The sequence below is a fragment of the Zymomonas mobilis subsp. pomaceae ATCC 29192 genome (genome assembly GCF_000218875.1).
Classification (GTDB): domain Bacteria; phylum Pseudomonadota; class Alphaproteobacteria; order Sphingomonadales; family Sphingomonadaceae; genus Zymomonas; species Zymomonas pomaceae.
This window is the reverse complement of the sequence record NC_015709.1, coordinates 1,575,163-1,596,549: the sequence shown is the minus strand read 5'-3', so window position 1 is coordinate 1,596,549 and position 21,387 is coordinate 1,575,163. Positions and strand designations below refer to the sequence as shown.

19 protein-coding genes and 1 tRNA gene are annotated in these 21,387 nt (G+C 43.1%); 12 read left to right on the top strand and 8 right to left on the bottom strand.

Annotated elements, in window-relative coordinates; all coding sequences use genetic code 11:
* Positions 1-79 precede the first annotated feature (79 nt).
* The gene (gene thyA, locus ZYMOP_RS07095; protein ID WP_013934645.1) at positions 80-970 is read right to left on the bottom strand and encodes a thymidylate synthase; all 891 of its coding nucleotides are present in this window, start codon (positions 968-970) and stop codon (positions 80-82) included.
* A gap of 393 nt (positions 971-1,363) precedes the next feature.
* Here thyA and ZYMOP_RS07090 point away from each other — a divergent pair, with 393 nt between their 5' ends.
* Together ZYMOP_RS07090 and ZYMOP_RS07085 are read left to right on the top strand one after the other, a co-directional pair.
* Entirely contained in the window at positions 1,364-2,719 is a 1,356-nt protein-coding gene (locus ZYMOP_RS07090) for a GntP family permease (RefSeq protein WP_013934644.1), read from the top strand.
* 119 nt (positions 2,720-2,838) lie between these two features.
* Entirely contained in the window at positions 2,839-3,336 is a 498-nt protein-coding gene (locus ZYMOP_RS07085) for a gluconokinase (protein ID WP_013934643.1), read from the top strand.
* Positions 3,337-3,566: 230 nt separating this feature from the next.
* Here the strand turns inward: ZYMOP_RS07085 and ZYMOP_RS07080 are convergent, their stop codons facing one another.
* Complete coding sequence (locus ZYMOP_RS07080) at positions 3,567-4,505, bottom strand: outer membrane protein assembly factor BamD (protein WP_013934642.1); 939 nt, start codon at positions 4,503-4,505, stop codon at positions 3,567-3,569.
* Positions 4,506-5,065: 560 nt separating this feature from the next.
* Between ZYMOP_RS07080 and argH the strand changes: the two genes are divergently transcribed.
* The 7 genes from argH (at position 5,066) to ZYMOP_RS07045 (ending at position 12,459) form a co-directional block, all read left to right on the top strand.
* A complete protein-coding gene (gene argH / locus ZYMOP_RS07075) occupies positions 5,066-6,439 on the top strand; it encodes an argininosuccinate lyase (protein WP_013934641.1) in 1,374 nt (457 codons plus the stop codon).
* Positions 6,439-6,711, top strand: a complete 273-nt coding sequence (locus ZYMOP_RS07070) for a hypothetical protein (RefSeq protein WP_013934640.1) — start codon at positions 6,439-6,441, stop codon at positions 6,709-6,711. Before argH ends, ZYMOP_RS07070 begins: the two co-directional genes overlap by 1 nt.
* A 14-nt stretch (positions 6,712-6,725) precedes the next feature.
* A complete protein-coding gene (lysA, locus tag ZYMOP_RS07065; RefSeq protein WP_013934639.1) occupies positions 6,726-8,000 on the top strand; it encodes a diaminopimelate decarboxylase in 1,275 nt (424 codons plus the stop codon).
* A gap of 131 nt (positions 8,001-8,131) precedes the next feature.
* Positions 8,132-9,001 carry a UTP--glucose-1-phosphate uridylyltransferase GalU gene (gene galU / locus ZYMOP_RS07060; RefSeq protein WP_013934638.1) on the top strand — a complete coding sequence of 290 codons (870 nt, stop codon included), beginning with the start codon at positions 8,132-8,134 and terminating at the stop codon, positions 8,999-9,001.
* Between the two features lie 88 nt (positions 9,002-9,089).
* Entirely contained in the window at positions 9,090-10,058 is a 969-nt protein-coding gene (locus ZYMOP_RS07055; protein WP_013934637.1) for a zinc transporter ZntB, read from the top strand.
* A 207-nt stretch (positions 10,059-10,265) separates the two neighbouring features.
* Complete coding sequence (locus ZYMOP_RS07050; protein WP_252507412.1) at positions 10,266-11,786, top strand: L,D-transpeptidase family protein; 1,521 nt, start codon at positions 10,266-10,268, stop codon at positions 11,784-11,786.
* A 52-nt stretch (positions 11,787-11,838) separates the two neighbouring features.
* The gene (locus ZYMOP_RS07045; protein WP_013934635.1) at positions 11,839-12,459 is read left to right on the top strand and encodes a hypothetical protein; all 621 of its coding nucleotides are present in this window, start codon (positions 11,839-11,841) and stop codon (positions 12,457-12,459) included.
* Between the two features lie 39 nt (positions 12,460-12,498).
* Here the strand turns inward: ZYMOP_RS07045 and ZYMOP_RS07040 are convergent, their stop codons facing one another.
* Together ZYMOP_RS07040 and rsmI are read right to left on the bottom strand one after the other, a co-directional pair.
* On the bottom strand, positions 12,499-12,858 hold the full coding sequence (locus ZYMOP_RS07040; protein WP_013934634.1) for a YraN family protein: 360 nt from the start codon (positions 12,856-12,858) through the stop codon (positions 12,499-12,501).
* Between the two features lie 17 nt (positions 12,859-12,875).
* Positions 12,876-13,757: a 16S rRNA (cytidine(1402)-2'-O)-methyltransferase gene (gene rsmI, locus ZYMOP_RS07035; RefSeq protein ID WP_013934633.1), complete on the bottom strand. Its 882-nt coding sequence runs from the start codon at positions 13,755-13,757 to the stop codon at positions 12,876-12,878.
* Between the two features lie 61 nt (positions 13,758-13,818).
* On the opposite strand from rsmI, the gene ZYMOP_RS07030 reads away from it, so the two are divergent.
* Positions 13,819-15,072: a penicillin-binding protein activator gene (locus ZYMOP_RS07030; RefSeq protein WP_013934632.1), complete on the top strand. Its 1,254-nt coding sequence runs from the start codon at positions 13,819-13,821 to the stop codon at positions 15,070-15,072.
* Positions 15,073-15,138: 66 nt separating this feature from the next.
* Here ZYMOP_RS07030 and ZYMOP_RS07025 read toward each other — a convergent pair whose 3' ends face one another.
* The gene (locus ZYMOP_RS07025; protein ID WP_013934631.1) at positions 15,139-16,296 is read right to left on the bottom strand and encodes an iron-containing alcohol dehydrogenase; all 1,158 of its coding nucleotides are present in this window, start codon (positions 16,294-16,296) and stop codon (positions 15,139-15,141) included.
* 235 nt (positions 16,297-16,531) lie between these two features.
* Here ZYMOP_RS07025 and ZYMOP_RS07020 point away from each other — a divergent pair, with 235 nt between their 5' ends.
* On the top strand, positions 16,532-17,530 hold the full coding sequence (locus ZYMOP_RS07020; RefSeq protein ID WP_013934630.1) for an NAD(P)H-quinone oxidoreductase: 999 nt from the start codon (positions 16,532-16,534) through the stop codon (positions 17,528-17,530).
* A gap of 136 nt (positions 17,531-17,666) precedes the next feature.
* Here the strand turns inward: ZYMOP_RS07020 and ZYMOP_RS07015 are convergent, their stop codons facing one another.
* From ZYMOP_RS07015 to ZYMOP_RS07000, 3 genes are all read right to left on the bottom strand, one after another.
* The gene (locus tag ZYMOP_RS07015) at positions 17,667-18,497 is read right to left on the bottom strand and encodes an aldo/keto reductase (protein WP_013934629.1); all 831 of its coding nucleotides are present in this window, start codon (positions 18,495-18,497) and stop codon (positions 17,667-17,669) included.
* A 298-nt stretch (positions 18,498-18,795) separates the two neighbouring features.
* A tRNA-Ala gene (locus ZYMOP_RS07010) sits at positions 18,796-18,871 on the bottom strand.
* A gap of 562 nt (positions 18,872-19,433) precedes the next feature.
* Positions 19,434-19,844, bottom strand: a complete 411-nt coding sequence (locus ZYMOP_RS07000; RefSeq protein WP_013934627.1) for a winged helix-turn-helix transcriptional regulator — start codon at positions 19,842-19,844, stop codon at positions 19,434-19,436.
* A gap of 118 nt (positions 19,845-19,962) precedes the next feature.
* On the opposite strand from ZYMOP_RS07000, the gene ZYMOP_RS06995 reads away from it, so the two are divergent.
* The gene (locus tag ZYMOP_RS06995) at positions 19,963-21,027 is read left to right on the top strand and encodes an SDR family oxidoreductase (RefSeq protein ID WP_013934626.1); all 1,065 of its coding nucleotides are present in this window, start codon (positions 19,963-19,965) and stop codon (positions 21,025-21,027) included.
* The last annotated feature ends 360 nt before the right edge of the window (positions 21,028-21,387 follow it).

Sequence of the window (21,387 nt, the reverse complement as noted above, 5' to 3'; positions counted from 1 at the left end):
CCCTAAATTAACTTACAGGAAAGGCAATAGTTCCCTTTTGAGATGGAATTTCAGATAATTTTTCCAAAATTTCTTATATTTATACCGCGACTGTACCCTTAATAGGCGGATGAGGATTATACCCTTCGACTATAAAATCTTCGAGTTGATACTCTGAAATAGAATCGGGATGTCGTAAAAAACGCAAAGAAGGAAAACTGCGTGGTGTACGCGTTAGCTGTTCTTTCAATTGATCTCTATGATTGAGATAGATATGGACATCGCCCCCTGTCCACACCAAGTCACCTAAAGCTAATCCCGCTTGCTCTGCGAGCATAGCCTGCAAGATAGACGCCCCGACCAGATTAAAAGGTAACCCTAAAAAGACATCCGCACTTCTTTGGTAGAGAAGGCTGTTAAGACGCCCATCCGAAGTCACATGATATTGATAAACCATATGGCAGGGTGGAAGCGCCATATCTTTTAAATCTGCAACATTCCAACCATGAAAAAGCATTCGTCGACTAGTCGGATTATATTTTAGGCTTTCGATGATTGTAGCAATCTGATCATATTCTTTCCCATCACTGCCTTGCCAGCGTCTCCATTGTTTCCCATAAACGGGCCCAAGATCGCCCCATTGACGTGCAAAGGTCTCGTCTTCAATAATACGTTGTTCAAAATCCTTTTTACTCAGGTTTTCTCCCGTTTCATTTTTGTAACGAGCAAGCGGCCAGTCTGTCCAAATAGAAACCCCTTGAAGCACCAAAGGACGGATATTGGTCTCCCCCGAGAGGAACCACAGCATTTCCCGAATAGCCAAACGATAAGCCAGCTTTTTAGTGGTTAGTATAGGGATCTGACCTTGGGATAAATCAAAACGCATCATCGCGCCGAATAGGGAAAGTGTGCCAATTCCTGTTCGGTCACAGCGACGATCACCTTTATTTAAAATATCAGAGACCAGATTAAGATATTGATGTTCTGACAAGACGTTGGTCCACCTTTCATTTGTGAATTCATGCTTTATTCAAAGAAGATATTATCTCAAAGAGATTTTTTTGCGTCTATAGATGTCATTGAAAATAAAACAAATATTAGATAAGTGTAAAATGTAAACTCTAAACAAAATAATAAAATATTTTTTATTCTTAAATTCTTCTTATGTAAAAAATTTTTACATAAGAAGTAAATATATAATTGTTTATATACACAATAGTAAAAATTTATATTTCATCAATAATTTTAAAATATTATCAATTTAAAAAAATCTCATTATTTCCTTGCAAAACAAGCTGAATGCTGGCTTTCCCATAATTGGAATTTCTGCATCTAGTGTCAGGCCTAAATTTTAGGCCTTTCCTAAAAAAACGGATGAGTAACCATGCACTCAAATGGAACAATGCTCCTTTTATATGCATTGGCGTCGATCATCATTTTGATTTTGATGATAGCTAAATGGCGTATAAACCCTTTTGTCTCTCTAATCTTAGTCTCTATTGGTATGGGTGCTGTCACCGGCATGCCATTAACCAAAGTTTTGTCTGCTTTCCAAGATGGTGTTGGTTCCGGTATGGGATCAACGGCCAGCGTTATCGCGCTCGGCACCATGCTCGGCAAGATATTGGCAGAATCCGGTGGTGCTGAACGCATCGCCAAAACGACAATTGCCGTTTTCGGGCCAAAGCTCATTCATTGGGCTATGCTCGTTATCGCTTTTATTGTCGGTATCCCGATTTTTTATCAAGTCGGCTTTATTCTGCTGATTCCTTTGGTATTCACCTTAGGACGCGCGAGTGGAATTTCCCTTGTTAAATTGACTATCCCGCTTTGCGCTGGTTTAGCGACCGTTCATGGTCTGTTGCCCCCGCATCCGGGTTCCATGCAATGCGTTGAAATGCTGCATGCCGATGTCGGTAAAACAATCCTTTATGGTTTTATCATTGGTTTCCCAGCAGCTATTTTGGCTGGTCCACTTTATGGTACATGGATTGCGAAACGGATTACCTTACCGGCGCACAATCCATTTGCGGATAATCTTGAAGGTAATAGCGGCCAAGATAAAGATTTACCGGGTTTTTGTCTTACCCTGTTCTCTATTCTTTTGCCTGTTCTGCTGATGGTCTGTTCAAGTGGTGCCAATATTTTCTTGCCTCAGGGCAACGAATTGCGCGCTTTTTTCAACTTCCTTGGTGATCCAGTCGTCTCCCTTGTTATTGCTTTATTAGTCAGCATGGTCACGCTTGGTTTTTGGCGTGGATTTAACAGTGCCGATTTGTTGAAGTTCACCAATGACAGTCTTGGACCAACGGCAGGCATTTTGCTTCTGATTGGTGCCGGCGGCGGTTTCAGTGAAATTCTTTATCGCGCAGGTGTTAGTAATGCGATGGCAGACCTGTCGCATGTTATGCATCTGTCACCGATTATGCTGGGCTTTATTATTGCTGCGGTTATTCGTATTGCAACGGGTTCCCAGACCGTGGCTATGTCCATGTCTGGTGGTATGCTGGCACCGATTATTTTCGGCATGCCAAGCTTTCATAGCCCAGAATTACTGGTTCTCTCGATCGGTGCGGGTTCTTCGATCCTGTCTCACGTGAATGATGGTGCTTTCTGGTTGTTGAAAGAATATCTGAATATGACGGTCAGCCAGACCTTCAAAACATGGACAGTGTCTGTAACTATCGCTTCGGTTGCCGCTCTGATCTTCACTTTTGTTCTTCAGGCTTTCGGACTCTAATATTTTTAGTAGAAGAAAGACTTTATTGCATAGAGTCTTTCTTCTTCGAGGCAGTATGAGTTTCCACCAAAGAACAAAAAACAGATTTCTTTAGAATCTAACTAAGTAAGGAATGCATCATGATTATTGTTGTGATGGGCGTTTCAGGTTGCGGAAAAAGCACTGTCGGCGCTGATCTTGCCAAACATTTAAAATGTGATTTTCAGGATGCCGATGATTTTCATCCGCAGGCCAACAAAGATAAAATGTCAAACGGAATTCCTTTGACAGATGAAGATCGCTGGCCATGGTTGCATGCTATCCGCGATTACATGGATAAAGAAAAAGCAGCAGGGCGCAGTGTCGTTTTCGCCTGTTCAGCCTTGAAAAAAGCCTATCGTGATCTCTTAAATGACAAGGATGATGTTCATTTTGTCTATCTGAAAGGCAGCGAAGAACTGATTGCTGATCGTTTATCGCATCGTTCCAGCCACTTCTTTAATCCGAAGCTCCTACATAGTCAGTTTGAAACGCTTGAAGATCCATCAGGAGAAGACAATGTTTTCGTTGTCGATATCCGTGAAGATCCAGATGCTATCGTGAATACTGTTAAAAAAGAAATGGCCAATTGGAAGTAATTTTTAAACTTCCTATTTTCTAGAATGCCTAAAAAACCCCGTTTTATTCAGATAAAACGGGGTTTTTTATGGATAAGTCCATATAGAGATAGTCGCTAAATTAATGTTCAAAAAACTTAGAAAGCTATATATCAAAGGTAATATTTAAGTCCAGTTCATTAAAAATATCAGCAAAATCAATGCCTTACTATTTTAATCTGACACCGAAACGCTTTATATATTTTTTTATATCAATCTTCATGCGTACCGACATCTTCGGCCGGAACCGTTAATTTATCACTATTTTCAGGCGAAGCAGCGGGAACTTTAGGATGATCGCTATCCTCAGATGCCGCCTTTTCTGGCATATCTGTTTCCTCAGGATCTTGTAAATGCACTTGTGTAAATGCCTGAGGATAATGTTCTCGGATAAGATGATAAGCGCGGCTATACCATTTGGAGCCAGGAAAATTCGCACCTAAAACGGCGGCAGCATTACGCGCTTCACTCCGCAACCCTAAGGCAAGATAGCTTTCCGTTAAACGCTCTAACGCTTCGGGGACATAAGTCGTTGTTTGATACTCATCGATAACACGCCGAAAACGTAATGTCGCCGCTAACCAAAGGTGATTCTGCTCATAGAAACGCCCAATGGCCATTTCCTTGCCGCCCAGATGATCATGCACTAGATCGATTTTTAGGCGCGCATCAGCAGCATAAGAACTGTCTGGATAACGCCGGATAAGCTCATTCATCGAATCCAAAGCTTGCTGCGTAATATGCTGATCATGATTAACATCCTGAATTTGCTCATAATAATCCATCATGATCAAATACATCGCATAAGGCGCATCTTTATTGCCCGTATGGACAGCAAGAAATCGCTGAGCCGAGGCAATAGAAGCCGTATAATTACGAGCCCGATAATTACAAAAAGCACTCATAAGCTGTGCGCGACGCGCCCAAATAGAATAAGGATGCTGACGTTCGACCTCATCAAAGAAGCCAGCGGCTGCCTTGTACTGATCATTAGCAAGGCTCTGTTTTGCCGCATTATAAAGTGTATCGACATCCCGCGCGACGTAGCGCGTATCGGTTTTCTTCTTACCACGACCAGTACAACCAGCCATCGGCAGAACCGCAATAGCTGTTAAAGCTATCACCAGTGAACGAGAAAATCTTGAGGCCATATTCTGCCTCTATAATATTTTTTTGTGTAAGGAAACGGGGCTATTGTTATCCCTGCCCTGCATTCTTCTATAAATCGAGCGTTTTTGCTATATAAAAGCAAAACAGTGAATTTTGAAATTCATTTCATATAGTCAGAATTACAAAATTTATGCCTTTATTATTTTAAAAATAAAATAGTAATATTATATATTTTTTAATAAAAACAAAATATATCATTGTATAATAATTTTTTTATATATTATTATAATATATATTTATTAATTTTATTTAAAAATTTTTATTCTTTTAATATATTAGTAGGCTATATCTAATATATTTATAAAATACGCAATCTTTTAAATCTTTGCTATTCCAGAAAATATTTTAGCGTTGTTATCGATACTACAAGCATCATCTATCTTGCAGAAGTAGATCATTTTGCCTAGGCGAACAGTGCCGTAAAAAGCGGTGTTATATTTTTAGATAATTTGCCCTTAATCCTTGTATAGAGGAAAAAATGAAGGCAGCGCGCTGATCCGGGAGACAGACAATCACCGAACGCAAGACAGAATCGAATACGATGTGGGGGGGGCGTTTTTCTGAAGGTCCAACCTCCGTGATGCGGGAAATCAATGCCTCGATTCCGTTTGATAAACGGTTGTGGCAACAGGATATTGCCGGATCTAAAGCGCATCTTAATATGCTGGTTACTCAGAATATCGTAAGCCCTGACGATGGTCAGAAAATTCATGAGGGCCTTGATAAAATTGCCCAAGAATATGCCGAAAAAGGTGTGCCAGAAGACTGGTCACTTGAAGATATTCATATGGTAACAGAAAAACGGTTGGCTGATCTGATTGGAAGTGCGGCTGGCCGACTTCATACAGCGCGATCACGTAATGATCAGGTAGCTACCGATTTCAAATTATGGGTACGAGATGCAATCGACATGGTCGATAACGGGCTGAAAGCGCTTCAAATAGCGCTTGTCACCCGTGCTGAACAACATACAGCAACAGTGATGCCCGGTTTTACGCATTTACAAATTGCACAACCAGTCACGTTGGGCCATCACCTGATGGCTTATTATGAAATGATTGTGCGGGATCGCTCTCGGTTCCAAGATGCCAGAAAAAGACTAAATCAATCGCCTTTAGGGGCCGCGGCTTTAGCCGGCACTGGTTTTGACACCAATCGCTATCAAACCGCAAAAGAATTAGGGTTTGATGGGCCCACAGCCAATTCATTGGATTCTGTATCAGATCGTGATTTTGCGCTTGATTATCTGATGGCGGCAACCCAAACGGCACTTCATCTGTCACGACTGGCAGAAGAATTGATTATTTGGGCCAGTCAGCCTTATGGTTTTATAAGCCTCCCTGATGCCTATTCGACCGGTTCTTCTATCATGCCACAAAAGCGTAATCCCGATGCGGCAGAATTAGTTCGTGGCCATAGTGGACGGATTGCAGGCTGTATGACCGCCTTGGTGATGACAATGAAAGGGCTGCCGCTTGCTTATTCCAAAGATATGCAAGATGATAAGCCACCTGTTTTTGAAGCGCATGATTTGCTGTCTCTTGCCATAGCGGCTATGAGTGGAATGATCGAAACAGTTACTTTTCAACCTGATAAAATGCGTAAAACAGCAGAGGCGGGTTTTTCTACGGCAACAGATTTAGCGGATTGGCTGGTACGTCAAGCGGGTATTCCCTTCCGTGAAGCGCATCATATTACTGGCACGGCAGTTCGCCTAGCGGAAGAAAAAGGTATAGCGCTTGATGCTTTACCTATCGACGTTTTAAAAGCGATTGATCCGCGCATTGATGAATCTGTGAAAGCGGTTTTATCGGTTGATGCCTCGGTGGCATCTCGCAAAAGCTATGGGGGGACGGCCCCTGATCAAGTGCGTCAACGTGTTCTAGAAGCCAAAAAAGCTTTAGGGTTAAACTAATGACGACTTCTTACCGCATTCTTACGTTAAAAGCGTTAGGATTAGGCCTATTTCTTATCAGTGGTCTATCCTTGGAAGGATGCGGTCAAAGAGGATCTTTATCTATTCCTGCCGGTCATGCCAAACCGGTGCAACCAGAAACCGCACGTCAGGCGATGGATAAGCAGGATTTAATGAATCCGCCGACTCAAGCGCGTCCGGGTCGCCGACAGGACCTGTTATTACACTCTGATGTACGAACCGAAGATTATTTCGATCTTCCTCCACGCTAATAAAGTCATACGCTATGAACCCTTTTCCTATGATTGCTGATTCCCTCTATGCTGAGGAAATACCCCTCTCTGAAATCGCTGAAAAATATGGCACACCTTGCTATGTTTACTCTCAATCTTATTTGATTGAGCGAGCGCAACGCTTCAGCCGATCGTTAGAGGGGGCAGGAAAAGGCAAAGCGCTGATTGCCTTTGCAGTAAAGGCTAATCCTTCACAGGCTGTATTAGCAACATTGGCCTCGCAGGGTCTGGGTGCAGATGTTGTCTCGGCAGGAGAAATTAAACGCGCTATAGCGGCAGGTATACCGGCAGAAAGAATAGTCTTTTCTGGTGTTGGAAAAACTGCCGAAGAAATGGCCTATGCCTTGGATATAGGGATTGGTCAGTTTAACATTGAATCTATTCCTGAGATCGAAATGTTGGCTGATGTTGCCGCCGTTGCGGGGAAGATTGCCCCGATCGCGTTACGAATTAATCCAGATGTCGATGCAAAAACGCATGCAAAAATTGCGACGGGCAAGGCTGATACTAAATTCGGTATCGCAGCGGAGCAAGCGCTAGAAGCTTATAATGAGGCCGCTCGCTATCCCACTTTAAAAGTGAAAGGGATTGCCAGCCATATTGGTAGCCAAATCACGGATCTTGCCCCTTTTGAAGCCGCGGCTCAGCGTATCCATGAAATCATTACCTTGTTAGAAGAAGCGGGTCATACAATTACGACGGCTGATCTTGGGGGTGGTCTTGGCGTGAAATACAGTGAGGATCAGCCAGAACCGCCGACCCCTGAGGAATACGGAAATATGGTGCGGCGTGCGACCGCTGGTTGGAATTGCCAATTGATCTTTGAACCCGGACGGGCGATTATTGCTAATGCGGGTTTACTATTATCGAAAGTTATTCGGGTTAAGGAAAGCAAAAACGCCCGTTTTGTCGTAGTCGATGCTGCGATGAATGACCTTATTCGGCCAACACTTTATGAGGCTTTTCACGAGATCCGTGCAGTGACCCCCAAAAAAGGTGTCTATCAGGCCGACATTGTCGGTCCGGTTTGCGAAACGGGCGATATTTTTGCGCATAACCGCATGATTACACCGCTTAAAGCTAATGATCTTATCGCTATTATGTCAGCCGGTGCCTATGGCGCCACGATGGCAAGTGCCTATAATTCGCGGCCTCTAGTCGCTGAAGTCATGGTGTCAGGTAAGAAGTCGTCGCTTATCCGTAAAAGACAGTCAGTCGAAGATTTGATGCGCGATGAATTGAGACCATTCTGGGATAATCAGCAATAAAACGATCAGCCTATATTCATTTTTGAATAGTATGAATGGAATGATATTATTTCAAAGGAATGGAAGAATAGATATATCTGTTTCTCTGTTTTCTGAAATTATTGTGATTTTAACAACAGGAAAGCTTTTGCATGAAACCTGTTCGTAAGGCTATTTTCCCTGTCGCAGGCCAAGGGACCCGTTTTCTACCTGCGACTAAAGCCATGCCGAAAGAAATGTTGCCAGTCGTTGACCGTCCTCTTATCCAATATGCTGTTGATGAAGCGCGGGCGGCTGGGATCGAAGAGCTAATCTTTGTTACGGGGCGTGGCAAACAGGCCATCGAAGATTATTTCGATATAGCCTATGAATTAGAGGCCTCTCTTCATGCCAAAGGTAAAATAGCGATGCTGGATCTGCTCGCTGATAGCCGATTGGAACCCGGACGCGCTTGTTTTATTCGCCAGCAAGAACCTTTGGGTTTAGGCCATGCCGTGTGGTGTGCCAGAGACTTGATTGGAAATGAACCCTTTGCCGTTCTGTTGCCGGATGAATTATTGTGGAATCCTAAACAACCCAGTCTATGCCAACTCGTTGAAACCTATAATATCAAAGGCGGTAATGTTGTAACCGTTATGGAAGTGCCAGAAGCGCATACCCATCGCTATGGTATTATTGATCCCGATAAAACTGAGGGTGATGTGCATGAAGTGAAAGGTCTAGTTGAAAAGCCAGAAACTAATGCTCCATCCCGTTTAGCGATGGTCGGTCGTTATATTCTCCAACCGGAAATTATGGATTTGTTGGCAGAAGATAATCGCGGTGTTGGTGGTGAAATACAGTTAACAGATGCTATGGCACAATTGATTGGGCAGTATCCTTTTCATGCCTGTCGATTTGATGGTATTCGGCATGATTGTGGGGACAAGGCAGGATTTATTCAGGCAAATGTTGCTTTAGCGCTCGAAAGGCCTGATATAGGCCCCGCGGTCAGAGAATATCTGAAGCATCAGAGTTTCTAAGTTTTATGGATTCTGCCTTCTTATCTTGTCAATAATTGGCCCCCGATAGGGGTTAGCAAAGAAGGCTAACCCCATCAGAGGTCCAGCTATGGAAATTAAAGCCTATCTCTTATCGAAAAATGGGGCCGTCCAAGCCCTTGATCCTAGTAAATTATCTTCTGTTGTCCCAGAAACCATTACCGACAGTTTTGTTTGGGTTCATCTTCAAGATCAAGCTGAAGCTGTTGAGCAGTGGTTGAAAAACAATACCACGCTTATTGATCCGACTATATCGGCTTTAACCGCAATCGAAACGCGCCCCCGTTTTCAGGTTATGGATACGGGGGTTTTAATTAACTTACGCGGTCTTGGTATTACCCCGAAAGATGATCCAGATGGCTTGATTTCTATTCGTTTATGGGTCGAACAATCTCGGGTTTATTCAGTTTGTTTTGATCAATTAGCCGCGAGTGCCGCAATCAGAAAATCAATGCAGGAAGGCAATATCCGCGATCCGGGAGATTTAATCGCTTTGATCGCAGAAAAAGTATCCGAAACACTTGATCCAGTAGTTGCGGCTTTAGGTGATCGGGTAGATAGTTGTGAAGCGCGTCTAAGTTCCGATGATGCTTGGGAAATGCGGCGAAATATTGCCTCGGTGCGATCACTAGCCATCAGCTATCGTCGTTTTGCGACCCCGCAACGTCAAGCCTTGGAAACAATGGCCAATTGTCGCGTTACATGGTTAGCAGATGACGATCGTATTCATCTCCACAGCGCTGCCGATTGTTTTGCACGCATGGCTGAAGAATTAGAAGCCGTGCGAGAACGGGCAGCCTTACTCCATGAACAATTAACAGACCTGCGTTCTGAACAGATCGATACACGGGGCTTGTTATTATCTATTGTTGCCTTGATTTTTCTTCCCCTTACTTTTCTCACCGGCTTATTAGGTATGAATGTTGCAGGGATACCTTTTGCTAATGCGCCTTGGGCTTTCAATGGGGTCATTGTTATTTGTGTTCTAACGGCGGTTATTATTGCGCTTTACTTTGTTCGCAAGCATTGGTTTCGTTGATAAAGTCACTGAGTATTAAAATAAAAAACTGTTATTGATGTATTTTTATTGTCTATTGCCCAAACAGGATATAATTTATTGAGCGTAAAAATAAGTAACAGTGCTAAGAGTAACGTATAGAAGCCGTTGATTTTTCAAAAACTTTTAATTTAATATATTATTATTTGGGGAGGCTTTGTGCTGACATCTAAAAAGGAAAGCAATAGGGTGGCGCACAAAACTCTCTATCGCCAATCATGGCAATCTGTATTTTTAGCGGCGTGTCTTTTGCCCACGGCGGCTGTTTTTGCACAAAACAGTGATACGACAAATGCCGCGATAGCGAATACTGTTCTGATCAATTCTAATCAATCAGTAACCTCTGCTGCGAATAATAGCCCGCCTGTTCGTCGTGAAAACTTGAATCTGACAGAAACACAGACAGCTTTTCTCAATCATTTGCTAGATACAATGAAAGACGAAGGCCTAATCGGCGAAAAAAAAGATATGGCACTGCATCATTTAACAGGTGAGGCTTTGATTGATGCCACCTTAGATTATGCTCGGGCAGTGCATAATGGACGACTTTCACCCAATGATTTTGATAGGAATTGGGGATTAAAGCCGGATGCTTATGATCCATGGCCTGATTTTAAAAATGCGGTCAGTAACAATACGCTGAATGACTGGGCCGGTAATTTACCCCCACCCTATTCTGGTTATAACGGCTTAAAAAATGGTCTGATGTATTACCGAGCGATAGCCGCAAAAGGTGGATGGCCTGTTATCCCTACAGGGGCAGATCTTTCTATGGGTAGCGAAGGATCGCGTGTAAGAATTTTAAAAAAGCGGCTTTCACTCGAAGATAAAGATTTGAAGGATGATGGCTCCAGCCATTTTGATGCCAAGCTAAGAGAAGCTGTCAAAAGGGCACAACAACGCTATGGGCTTAATCCTACGGGGGTAGTATCGAGACAGACGCTAGAGGCCTTAAATCAACCGATAAAATTGCGTATCCATCAGATTATGGCCAATATGGAACGTTGGCGCTGGTTACCCCGAAATTTGCCTGCCAATCGTATTCAGGTAAATATTGCTGCCGCCGTTCTGACTTTATTCGACAAGAATCAGCCTGTTATGTCCATGAAAAGTGTTACAGGTCGGCCCGGTAACGAAACCCCAATGCTGCGTTCTACGATTTATAGTGTGGTCATCAATCCACCATGGAATGTGCCAGATTCGATTGCTAAAAAAGAATTATGGCCAAAAGAGAAGGCGCATCCCGGCTATCTTCAGGCCGCTGGTTTTAAAGTTATTGGAGAAGGAAAAGGCCAAAGATTACAGCAAAAACCAGGCCCTCGTAACTCTTTAGGACAGCTTAAATTTGATTTTCCGAACACCTATTCAGTCTATTTGCATGATACGCCTGGTAGAGGGGCTTTTAACCGCTTTAGTCGGCTCGAAAGTCATGGCTGTATTAGGCTTGAACATCCGATTGCATTGGGGGAACGTTTACTAGCTTCTGATCCTACTTGGACAGGGGATCGGTTGCGTAGCGAAATTGATAAAAATGAAACGCAACGCGTTAAGTTGAAACAACCCGTTGCCGTTTTTCTTTTTTACTGGACCGCTTTTGGTAGTGGTGAAAATGCCTTAAGTTTTAGAGATGATCCTTATAAATGGGATGAATTGCTGGCTCAAAAAATTGAAACTATCGGCCAAGCAGTTCAGGGACGGTCAAACAATTGACAAATATGATATACAAATATTCTGTTTTCTCTTTTAGGGGCGTTTTTCAGTTATGAATATTCGCATGCCATGGATAGCAATGGCTTTATTAGCGGGGGTGTCTGCTACTGGCTGTTCGGATCATCAAAAAGCGGCTCAAAACCAAACTGATCATAAGACCCCTTTGACGATCAATGAAATGGAACATACCGAACCATTGAATAATGCACTACCGCCTGCGCCTGAGACAGGGCCTATGAGCAGTATGCCGCTTCCTACAAAACCGATTACCATGCCAGACGATGGCACTAAAAATCTGACGAAAAAATTACCGCCAGATCGGGTTATTGACCGCGAGGCACCGCAATCCATACGGCAAGGTTATGGAAAGACCACCAAAGATAGCCAAATTATGGCCGATGCTATGGCAACGGGTATGACGACCCCGATGACGGCCCATATTAAAGATGGTGATCGGCCTTCAGAACCTATGATCGATAATAATTATGATACACGCTACCATAAAGCGTTAAAAGAACTCTCTCCGAGTAATGTTTTAGAACCAGAAAACAAAGAAAAGAAAGAAGCAGAAGAAAAAGAAAAGGAAAAAGATCAACGCGAAAAGCAAGAGGCTTCTATGAAAGAAAATGCCATTATTGCTAATCATATTGCCTATGGATCCCGTGAAAAATAATTTTTTTAAAGAATACATCCTGAATATTTCAGGATGTATTTAATCATACCAAACATTGATAATATGATGTGGCCAATGCCATGGGCACCATAAAATAACATCTATACGGATAGATTCATCAGGGCGCATCAATCGTGGGGCGAGACTGTGAACGGCCGCAGCGACCCTTCGCAGTCGGTATTTATCAATGGCATCGTCTAAATTTTGGGCAGATCGACGGGTTTTAACTTCGATAAAGGCCAATATCCCGCCCCGTCTCGCGATAATATCGATTTCGCCCTGTTTTGTTTTAGCGCGTTTCCCATTTTTGACGATATGCCAACCATGAAATCTTAGCCACCATAAGGCGATCAGTTCTCCCATCCGACCAAGTTTTTCGGCTTTTTGCCTCTGTTTCATAGGGAAAGGTTTTTTCCTCATTTTTGAGATCGCTGCCGTAACTGCATAGCTTGATCATATAACAGTTGACGCGATAAACCTGTTTTTTTGGCAACAAGAGCAGCCGCTTTTCCTACCGGATGATCTTCTAAAGCTGCTTTTAGTAAGGTATCAACTTCTACTTTGTCAGCTTGCGCCTTTTTTTCTGGTGGAGAGACAATGAGAACAATTTCACCTTTGGGTGATTTTTCTTGATAGCGAATAATAAGTTCCGAAAGTTTTTCTGTCTGACATTCTTCAAATTTTTTTGTAATTTCTCGCACAACAGCCGCTTCACGGTCGCCCAATCCCTGCTGTAACGCTGTTAAGGTGGCAACAAGACGTGGCCCCGTCTCATAAAAAATCAAAGTAGCGGAAACCGCGGCAACTTCTTCAATTGCTGTTTTTTTGGCACCTTCTTTTGGTGGAAGAAAACCAATAAACATAAAACGGTCAGAAGGAAGTCCGGATAAGGTCAAGGCAGCAATAGCGGCGCAAGGTCCAGGAATAGTAGTAATAAAAGCGCCGGCAGCGCGGGCATCCCGTACTAGTTTAAAGCCGGGATCAGAAATAAGCGGCGTGCCCGCATCAGAAACCAGAACTATAACCTCTTGGTTAAGGCGTGATAAAAGTTGAGGACGTACATAATCAGCATTATGATCATGATAGGCGATCATTGGTCGCTTAATACCAACATGATGCAATAATTTAGCGGTTACCCGACTATCTTCTACCGCCAGAAGATCAGCTCTTTTTAGGGTATCAACGGCTCTTAGTGATAAATCAGAAAGATTGCCGATAGGGGTGGCCACGATATACAAGCCGGGACGTAGTTTGTCGGCTTGGGCGTTTAGGGGCATATCTTGATCAGGTAAAGTCATAGCCCCCTTGTCATGGCAGAGGACAAGGCCCTACCGCAATGAATAAAAGGATGAGGCAAATATGAATGCTATTCAATACCCGATTAAAAAAGCTTTTACGGTTCTTTCTGGGCTACTATTGACCACTCTGCTGGCGGGTTGTGGTGGCTCTTCTGAACCTCATCCTAATACGGTTGCGTCCAATGCGCCCCCAAAAGCACCGACGGGGACAACGACACAAATGTCCCAAACAACCTCGCCTTCAGATAATCAAGCCTTAGGCGACAGTAATGGAACCCTAACGAATACAGAGAATTCGCCCGTTCAGGTAACGCATTCTATAGCCATCATTGTTCCTTTATCGGGTCCATATGCCAATATTGGTCAGTCTATTGCCAATGCAGCGGATATGGCGGTCCGTGATATCAGTGACCGTAATACGGGTTTGAAGATAACGCGCTATGATAGTGCAAAGGGTGCCGCTGAGGCAGCCACACAAGCTATCACCGAGGGTAACAAACTCATTTTGGGGCCTCTATTACCTAGCGATGTCCGGATCATTGGGCCTATGGCCCATAATGCCAATATACCTGTGCTGACTTTTTCAAATGATACAAGCCTTGCGGGTAATGGTGTCTATACGCTGGGCTTCACACCGGTACAGGCTATTCAGCGCGTTGTAACTTATGCGATTGATCATAAATTATCTCGTTTTGCAGGGCTATTACCTAATGGTACCTATGGCCGCCGCGCTTCGGCAACGCTACTACGAACCGTAGCGAATAATGGTGGAAGCGTTTCAGGATTGGCCAATTACAATCGTAATCCGCAAGCAATAGGCGAAGCTGTTGCTAAGCTGGGGCATGATTATGATGCCGTTTTGATTGCAGATAGTGTGCGTGTCGCACGGGAGGCCGCCCCACTCGTCACCCAAACTGCCGGAACATCACCCCAAATTTTAGGGACAGAGTTATGGGCTACCGATAATAACCTTAAAACAGCCTCTTCGCTTTATGGAGCATGGTTTGCGTCGGTACCGGATACGCTATTTCGACAGCTATCGGCTAAATATAAATCTCGTTATGGGGCAGCGCCTTCGCGGCTTGCCAGCCTTGGTTATGATGCCATTCTATTAGCAGCGCGTATCGCACCCCAATGGCCATCAGAAGGCAATTTTCCAGAAAAAATGCTTCTTTCGCCCACTGGTTTTAATGGCATTGATGGTATTTTTCGCTTTAAAGCCAATGGTATCGCAGATCGCGGTTTAGCGGTTCAAAAAATTTCAGAAGAAGGTCTTTCCGTAATCGATCCTGCCCCGTCCAGTTTTGAAAAATAAACTGAACTGAAGGATAATAAAGAAAGGTCATTCTCAACAGATGACAATGACCTTTCTTGGATAAAGTTATAAGCTGGCAATAAGGATAGCACGGCTCACATCAGGCGTAATCGCATTATGTTCACCCAGTTTAGTCATACCATGCGCTTCTAATTCATGGATGAGCATATCGATGGATTCTTTACCAATATTATAATCAGATAAATGCGTTGGGATGCCCATTTCTTCGAAAAAGCTACGGGTCTTAGCAATGACAGCATCAATCCGTTCCTTTTCTGAACCGCTTTCAATATGCCAAACATTTTTAGCGTATTGCAGCAATTTGTCTTTTTTTACCTGACGCTGATTTTGAAGCAGAGAAGGTAAAATAATAGCCAAAGTGCGTCCATGATCGACCCCGAAAGCCGCCGTAATCTCATGGCCTATCATATGCGTAGCCCAATCTTGAGGCACCCCTGCTCCGATAAGACCATTGAGTGCTAACGTAGCTGTCCACATAAAATTGGCGGCAAGATCATAATTCTTCTGATCCTTCAACAGCTTGGGGCCGATATTAATCAAAATACGCAACAGACCTTCAGCAAACTCATCCTGAACCATGCCTTCTACCGGATAGGTCAGATATTGTTCGGTAATATGAACAAAAGAATCGACAATGCCATTCGCTATCTGGCGAGGCGGTAAAGTATAAACCTTCGTAGGATCGAGAATCGAAAAAAGAGGAAAAACAATTTTATTATGAAAAGCACGTTTTGCTTTTATCGATTTACGAGTGACCACACTATTAGGATTCATTTCAGAACCTGTGGCAGGTAACGTAAGGACAGTGCCCAGAGGCAGCGCCTTTTTTATCTTTTTACCGTCCGTTTCCAAAATTTCCCAAGGCTCACCTTCATAAGGCACTGCCGCAGCGACAAATTTTGTACCATCAATGACTGAACCGCCGCCGACAGCCAATAAAAAATCAATCTTTTCTTTTTTAACCTGTTCTACAGCCTGCATCAGGGTTTCATAGCTGGGATTAGGTTCAATCCCCCCAAATTCATGGATTTTACGACTACCAAGCGCTGTTTTTACTTCATCCAGCGTACCCGTCTTTTTAGCACTAGAACCCCCATATAATACCATAACGCAGGCATCTTGTGGTATCAGGGTATCGAGCTTTGCAATACTATCTTTACCAAAAGCGATATGCGTTGGATTATAGTAGTCAAAATTCAGCATAAATCTTCTTTCATCTTATTGAGCCTACTTCCTCTTGGTGGTTTCAGCTGCGTTGTTGTCTATTTGGCTTTTCAAAGACATGCTGCAAGGTTGGTTACAAAAATTTTGGAAAAAAATACTGAATGGTTTCTATATTTATTTTAGTTTTTATCAGCGATGCTTTTTAAATATGCGACAGAGATCATTTAAATTAACATTATAGTCTTATCGCGCGTGGGGTATCGGAGGATAATTTATGACACAGGCGATCATGCAGGAAGTCGTTATTCGCGAGGCGGGCGGGCCCGAAATGCTGTCTCTACAAGACGCAGTGATACCGGAACCCAAAGCAGGGGAATTACTGATCCGAATTCATGCGGCAGGTGTTAATCGACCGGATATTCTTCAACGTATGGGGCAATATCCCCTTCCCCCTGATGCCTCCCCTGTCCCCGGTCTTGAAATCGCAGGCGAGGTTATAGCCTTTGGAGAAGAAGTTACGGGTTTTAAAATTGGGGATAAGGTTTGCGGCCTGACTAATGGAGGAGGCTATGCCGAATATGGCCTTATTCCAGCAGAACAAGCCCTGCCCATCCCCAAGGGCATCTCAATGATAGAAGCGGCCGCAATACCAGAAACCTATTTTACTGTTTGGGCAAATCTTTTTGATATTGGGCAGGCAAAAGCCGGTGAAACGGTTTTAATCCATGGAGGAAATAGCGGCATTGGCACTACGGCTATTTCCCTGGCAAAGGCTTTTGGTCTATCAGTTTTTACGACAGTAAGTAGTGCAGAGAAAGCAGCGGCCGTTGAAGCCTTAGGCGCATATTCTATCAATTATAATAAACAAGATTTTTTAGAGGTCATTAAGGAAAAAACCGAGGGTAAAGGAGTCGATATTATCCTTGATATTATTGGAGGCCCCTATTTTTCACGCAATATGAAATCCTTGGCCTTTGGGGGACGATTGGTAATTATCGGATCAATGGGTGGACGCATTGCCGATAAATTTGATCTGTTACCTTTGATCTTTAAACGCGCAACAATAAGCGGTTCAACCATGCGTGCAAGAAGCCGTGAAGAGAAAGGTAAAATTGCTTTTTCTCTCAAAGCACAAGTGTGGCCATTATTGGAAAAAGGTAAATGTATTCCCTTAATCGACAGGGTCTTCCCGCTAAAATCGGTAAAAGAAGCCCATGAACGGATGGAAAGTCGACAACATTGCGGAAAAATTGTTTTAACGATGCAACCGTAAAATAACAGCGGATCTTCGAGGTATAAAGAGAGGGTCAAGTCCTATAAAACTTAACCCTCCTTTATAAAGATGAACGGATAAATGCTCAAAAAATGTTACAAAATTTAAGGCAGAACAGGATAAATTATAAAACGGATTAAAGAATAGCGAGATGCTGTTTTCTAGTCGGTGCAGGAAAGATTTTATCGAGTTCAGCCAATGTCGCTTCATCCAGATCTATTGAAAGAGCATCAAAATTCTCTTTAACATGGGCAATATGGCTGGCTTTAGGAATAACCATAATATCAGGTTGACGCAGAATCCACGCTAAGCTCAGCTGTGCCGGCGTAATATCATGTTCTTTTGCTAACTGAAGCAGGGCATTATTCTTGAGTAAACGCCCTTGTTCGACGGGGCTATAAGCCATGATAGGAATCTTGTGTCGCCTTAACCAAGGTATAAGATCATATTCCGGCCCACGTCTGGTTAGATTATAGAGAATTTGATCTGTTGTGCAGTCTTTTCCCCCCGCCGCAATCCATTCTGCCATATCATGGGTATCAAGATTGCTGACCCCCCATCGCTTAATTTTACCCGCCTGCTGTAAAGCTTCCATTGCTTCTATGGTTTCAGAAAAAGGCACACTACCCCGCCAATGCAAAAGATAGAGATCAAGATAATCTGTCCCTAATCGTTTTAGGCTGGCTTCACAGACTTGGGGCATCAATTTTTGGGAAGCATTTTGCGGATAGGCTTTGCTGACCAGAAATAAACTATCGCGAGGCGTACCTTTAATTGCCTCTCCGACACAGCTTTCTGCCGCGCCTTCCCCATACATTTCTGCCGTATCGATCAAAGTCATGCCCAAGGCGATACCGGCCTGCAAGGCAGCGACTTCGGCCCCACGATTGCTAGAGCTACCCATCATCCATGTGCCTTGCCCTAAAGCTGGCACTTTTTTACCATCAGGCAGCGTTACATATTTCATCTTATCCTCTTTATGGCAGCAATTGGGAAAGACAGTCTATCAAACCCTAGCCGAGTCCATGAAGAAGATAACGTTCTGATAGCGATTGTAATTTTTAGAATTAAGGAAACATTAAATTATACTATTTTTCTTTTTGCAAGATTTATTTTATTATAAAAAATCAAAGCAATCCACAAAGAATAGTTTGTAACAAGATTATGCGCATCTCAATGCTATGAGATATTTATTTTATCAACAGCCCCCAAAATATGGGGACAGCAACAGATAAATAGAACAAGGGGGGATTAAATAAGGCGGCTGGTGGAGCTGAGGGGAATCGAACCCCTGACCTCTGCAGTGCGATTGCAGCGCTCTCCCATCTGAGCTACAGCCCCGCCTATTCTGGGCATGTTCTTAACCGCCCAATAGGGATCTTGCAACTATCCTTTTTTGTTTTTTAAAAATTTTCATAGAAACAAAGTCTGATTTTCTAGCTTCCAAAAACAAGGCGATACCATTCCCTTAAATGGTTTAAGCGGTGGTCTTACGCTAGGCGCTATAGAAACCTCTGATTATCATCCACAAAGCTGTAATGATAAGGGGAATTGACCAGAATTCCATCGGCTGAAAGAGAAATTGATGCGGAGCCGAATAGAAAATTTTTGAGAATAAATGACCCTGAACCGGAATAGCATACCGATTACAATATCGCCCGACAAACCAATTTATAATAGCTGCGATAAAAAAAAGACCACTAAAAACAAAGGCATCATTGCTCTTCAAGTTTATCTTTTTTACCCAATAAAATCCCGGATAAACTACTAAAATAATGATAAAAAGCGTGAGAAGCCCCTTACCTTTGAACTGGATAATCATGTTATTCCTCTATCTATAGAATAGAGCACCTAACCTATTATGGTAGCCCAATATTATCCCCTTATCCGTTCATCCAAACATTTACCCATTATTATCTTCAGATGTCTTTTGAGATCGCGCTATTTCGGTGAAGAGTTGATCCAACACTGTAGAATGCTGAATACTCCAATCATAAAGCATTTCGATTGGCTCGACAAAAATATGGCCGCGTGGTGTTAAACGATATTCAACATTGGGCGGCATAATCTGATGCACTATACGTTCAATCAAGCCTGCGCTTTCCAGTTCCCGTAGTGTCTGCGTCATCATCTTTTTAGATAGCCCCGGAATACTGCGTAGTAGTCGTCCCGGACGAGAGGCCCCGCCCAACAAATGCAATCCGTGAAGAATCATAGTTGTCCACTTACCATTGAACAGACGCAATATCCGACGTGGAGCACAATTTTCGTCAAAAGGGGCGGTCCGATATTCTGAAGGTAAAGATATAGTCATGTAATAGGGAACCTTTTGGTACCTAGGGCACAATATAGTGCCGTCTAGTACAAGAAATACCAAGGGTACACAGTCCAGAAAATAACAAAGTAATCGAATCATCTGGAAGGATATTGTTGTGACTTATACAGCGCTTGTTGTTGGGGCGACCGGTATCGTTGGTCAAAATCTGGCAATGCGGCTCGCAGCAGAAGGCTGGGTCGTTTATGGATTGGCGCGTCATCCGCGTCAGGATATGGCCCCCATTATTCCCATTGCCGCAGATCTACTGGATATAGAGAGCCTGAAAAAGGCACTGTTAAATATTAAACCGACCCATGTATTTTTCTGTTCATGGCTACGGCAAGAAACCGAGACCGAAAACCGACGCGTTAATAGCGCAATGCTGCGGCATGTATTTGCAGCATTACCTGATCCTTATGCTTTATCCCATGTAGCGTTGACTACAGGTCTAAAACATTATCTCGGGCCATTCGAAGCCTATGCCAAAGGCACCCCCCCAGAAACGCCCTTTCGCGAGATGATGCCAAGACTGAATGTAGAAAATTTCTATTATGATCAAGAAGACGCGCTCTATGAAGCGGCTGCACAATACGGATTTTCATGGAGTGTGCATCGACCCAGCACCATTATTGGCTATGCCCTTGGAAATGCGATGAACATGGGCATTACATTAGCTGTTTATGCGGCGATCTGTAAGGAAACAGGACGACCTTTTGTTTTTCCCGGTTCGCCCACACAATGGCATGGCTTGGTAAATGTTACCGATGCGCGCCAGCTTGCCCGACATCTTTTATGGGCAGCCACAAATTCAGCTGGTAAAAACGAAGCATTCAATATTGTTAACGGAGATGTCTTCCGCTGGAAATGGCTCTGGCCTCAATTAGCAGCATGGTTTGGCATTGAATCGGCAGCATATTCTGGACAGGCCCTGTCATTGGAACGACAGTTAGCCGCCGATACAGAAATATGGAAAGAAATCAGTCTAAAATATGGATTGAAAGAAGCGCGTATAAGTCATCTGACCTCCGCATGGCATACAGATGCCGATCTGGGTCTTCCGATTGAAAATATTACCGACATGAGCAAAAGCCGAAAGCTCGGATTTACCGCTTATCAGTATTCACCGGACTCTTTCATCGATTTATTTACACGCTTACGGGCAGAGCGTCTTATCCCCTAGATCTAGGATGGGTCTGTCGTTATCTGGTGTTTCAAATTTTATGAAGTGAATTGTATCGGGTTAAAATACGCTTTTTTAACCCGATATTTAATTTTGGATCTCTGACCAAAACGAAAGGGATTAAGGCTAGTCATTTTGGTCGTATCGCTTGAAGATAGGCCTTTTGATAATAATCCTGATCCAATAAAATATTAATCTTTCAAAGATATTTATTAATTCCATAAATTTTCATAATATCCGAATAAAAAATAATGAACTTTTTAGAGTTAGAACAGTTTTATAAAAGATAATTTTTTGTGATTAAAAATCAAAATGGATAGACCAATTTATGGATAAAATTCAGCATTTTAAAATAAACAT

Excerpts from the sequence above, each read along its gene's own strand:
- ZYMOP_RS07045 (WP_013934635.1), top strand. The coding sequence starts at position 11,839 with ATGAATATTCGCATGCCATGGATAGCAATGGCTTTATTAGCGGGGGTG.
- argH (WP_013934641.1), top strand. The coding sequence starts at position 5,066 with ATGTGGGGGGGGCGTTTTTCTGAAGGTCCAACCTCCGTGATGCGGGAA.
- ZYMOP_RS07085 (WP_013934643.1), top strand. The coding sequence starts at position 2,839 with ATGATTATTGTTGTGATGGGCGTTTCAGGTTGCGGAAAAAGCACTGTC.
- ZYMOP_RS07020 (WP_013934630.1), top strand. The coding sequence starts at position 16,532 with ATGACACAGGCGATCATGCAGGAAGTCGTTATTCGCGAGGCGGGCGGG.
- ZYMOP_RS07030 (WP_013934632.1), top strand. The coding sequence starts at position 13,819 with ATGAATGCTATTCAATACCCGATTAAAAAAGCTTTTACGGTTCTTTCT.
- ZYMOP_RS07080 (WP_013934642.1), bottom strand. The coding sequence starts at position 4,505 with ATGGCCTCAAGATTTTCTCGTTCACTGGTGATAGCTTTAACAGCTATT.
- rsmI (WP_013934633.1), bottom strand. The coding sequence starts at position 13,757 with ATGACTTTACCTGATCAAGATATGCCCCTAAACGCCCAAGCCGACAAA.
- ZYMOP_RS07000 (WP_013934627.1), bottom strand. The coding sequence starts at position 19,844 with ATGACTATATCTTTACCTTCAGAATATCGGACCGCCCCTTTTGACGAA.
- ZYMOP_RS07015 (WP_013934629.1), bottom strand. The coding sequence starts at position 18,497 with ATGAAATATGTAACGCTGCCTGATGGTAAAAAAGTGCCAGCTTTAGGG.
- ZYMOP_RS07070 (WP_013934640.1), top strand. The coding sequence starts at position 6,439 with ATGACGACTTCTTACCGCATTCTTACGTTAAAAGCGTTAGGATTAGGC.
- galU (WP_013934638.1), top strand. The coding sequence starts at position 8,132 with ATGAAACCTGTTCGTAAGGCTATTTTCCCTGTCGCAGGCCAAGGGACC.
- lysA (WP_013934639.1), top strand. The coding sequence starts at position 6,726 with ATGAACCCTTTTCCTATGATTGCTGATTCCCTCTATGCTGAGGAAATA.
- ZYMOP_RS07040 (WP_013934634.1), bottom strand. The coding sequence starts at position 12,858 with ATGAAACAGAGGCAAAAAGCCGAAAAACTTGGTCGGATGGGAGAACTG.
- ZYMOP_RS07025 (WP_013934631.1), bottom strand. The coding sequence starts at position 16,296 with ATGCTGAATTTTGACTACTATAATCCAACGCATATCGCTTTTGGTAAA.
- ZYMOP_RS07055 (WP_013934637.1), top strand. The coding sequence starts at position 9,090 with ATGGAAATTAAAGCCTATCTCTTATCGAAAAATGGGGCCGTCCAAGCC.
- ZYMOP_RS07090 (WP_013934644.1), top strand. The coding sequence starts at position 1,364 with ATGCACTCAAATGGAACAATGCTCCTTTTATATGCATTGGCGTCGATC.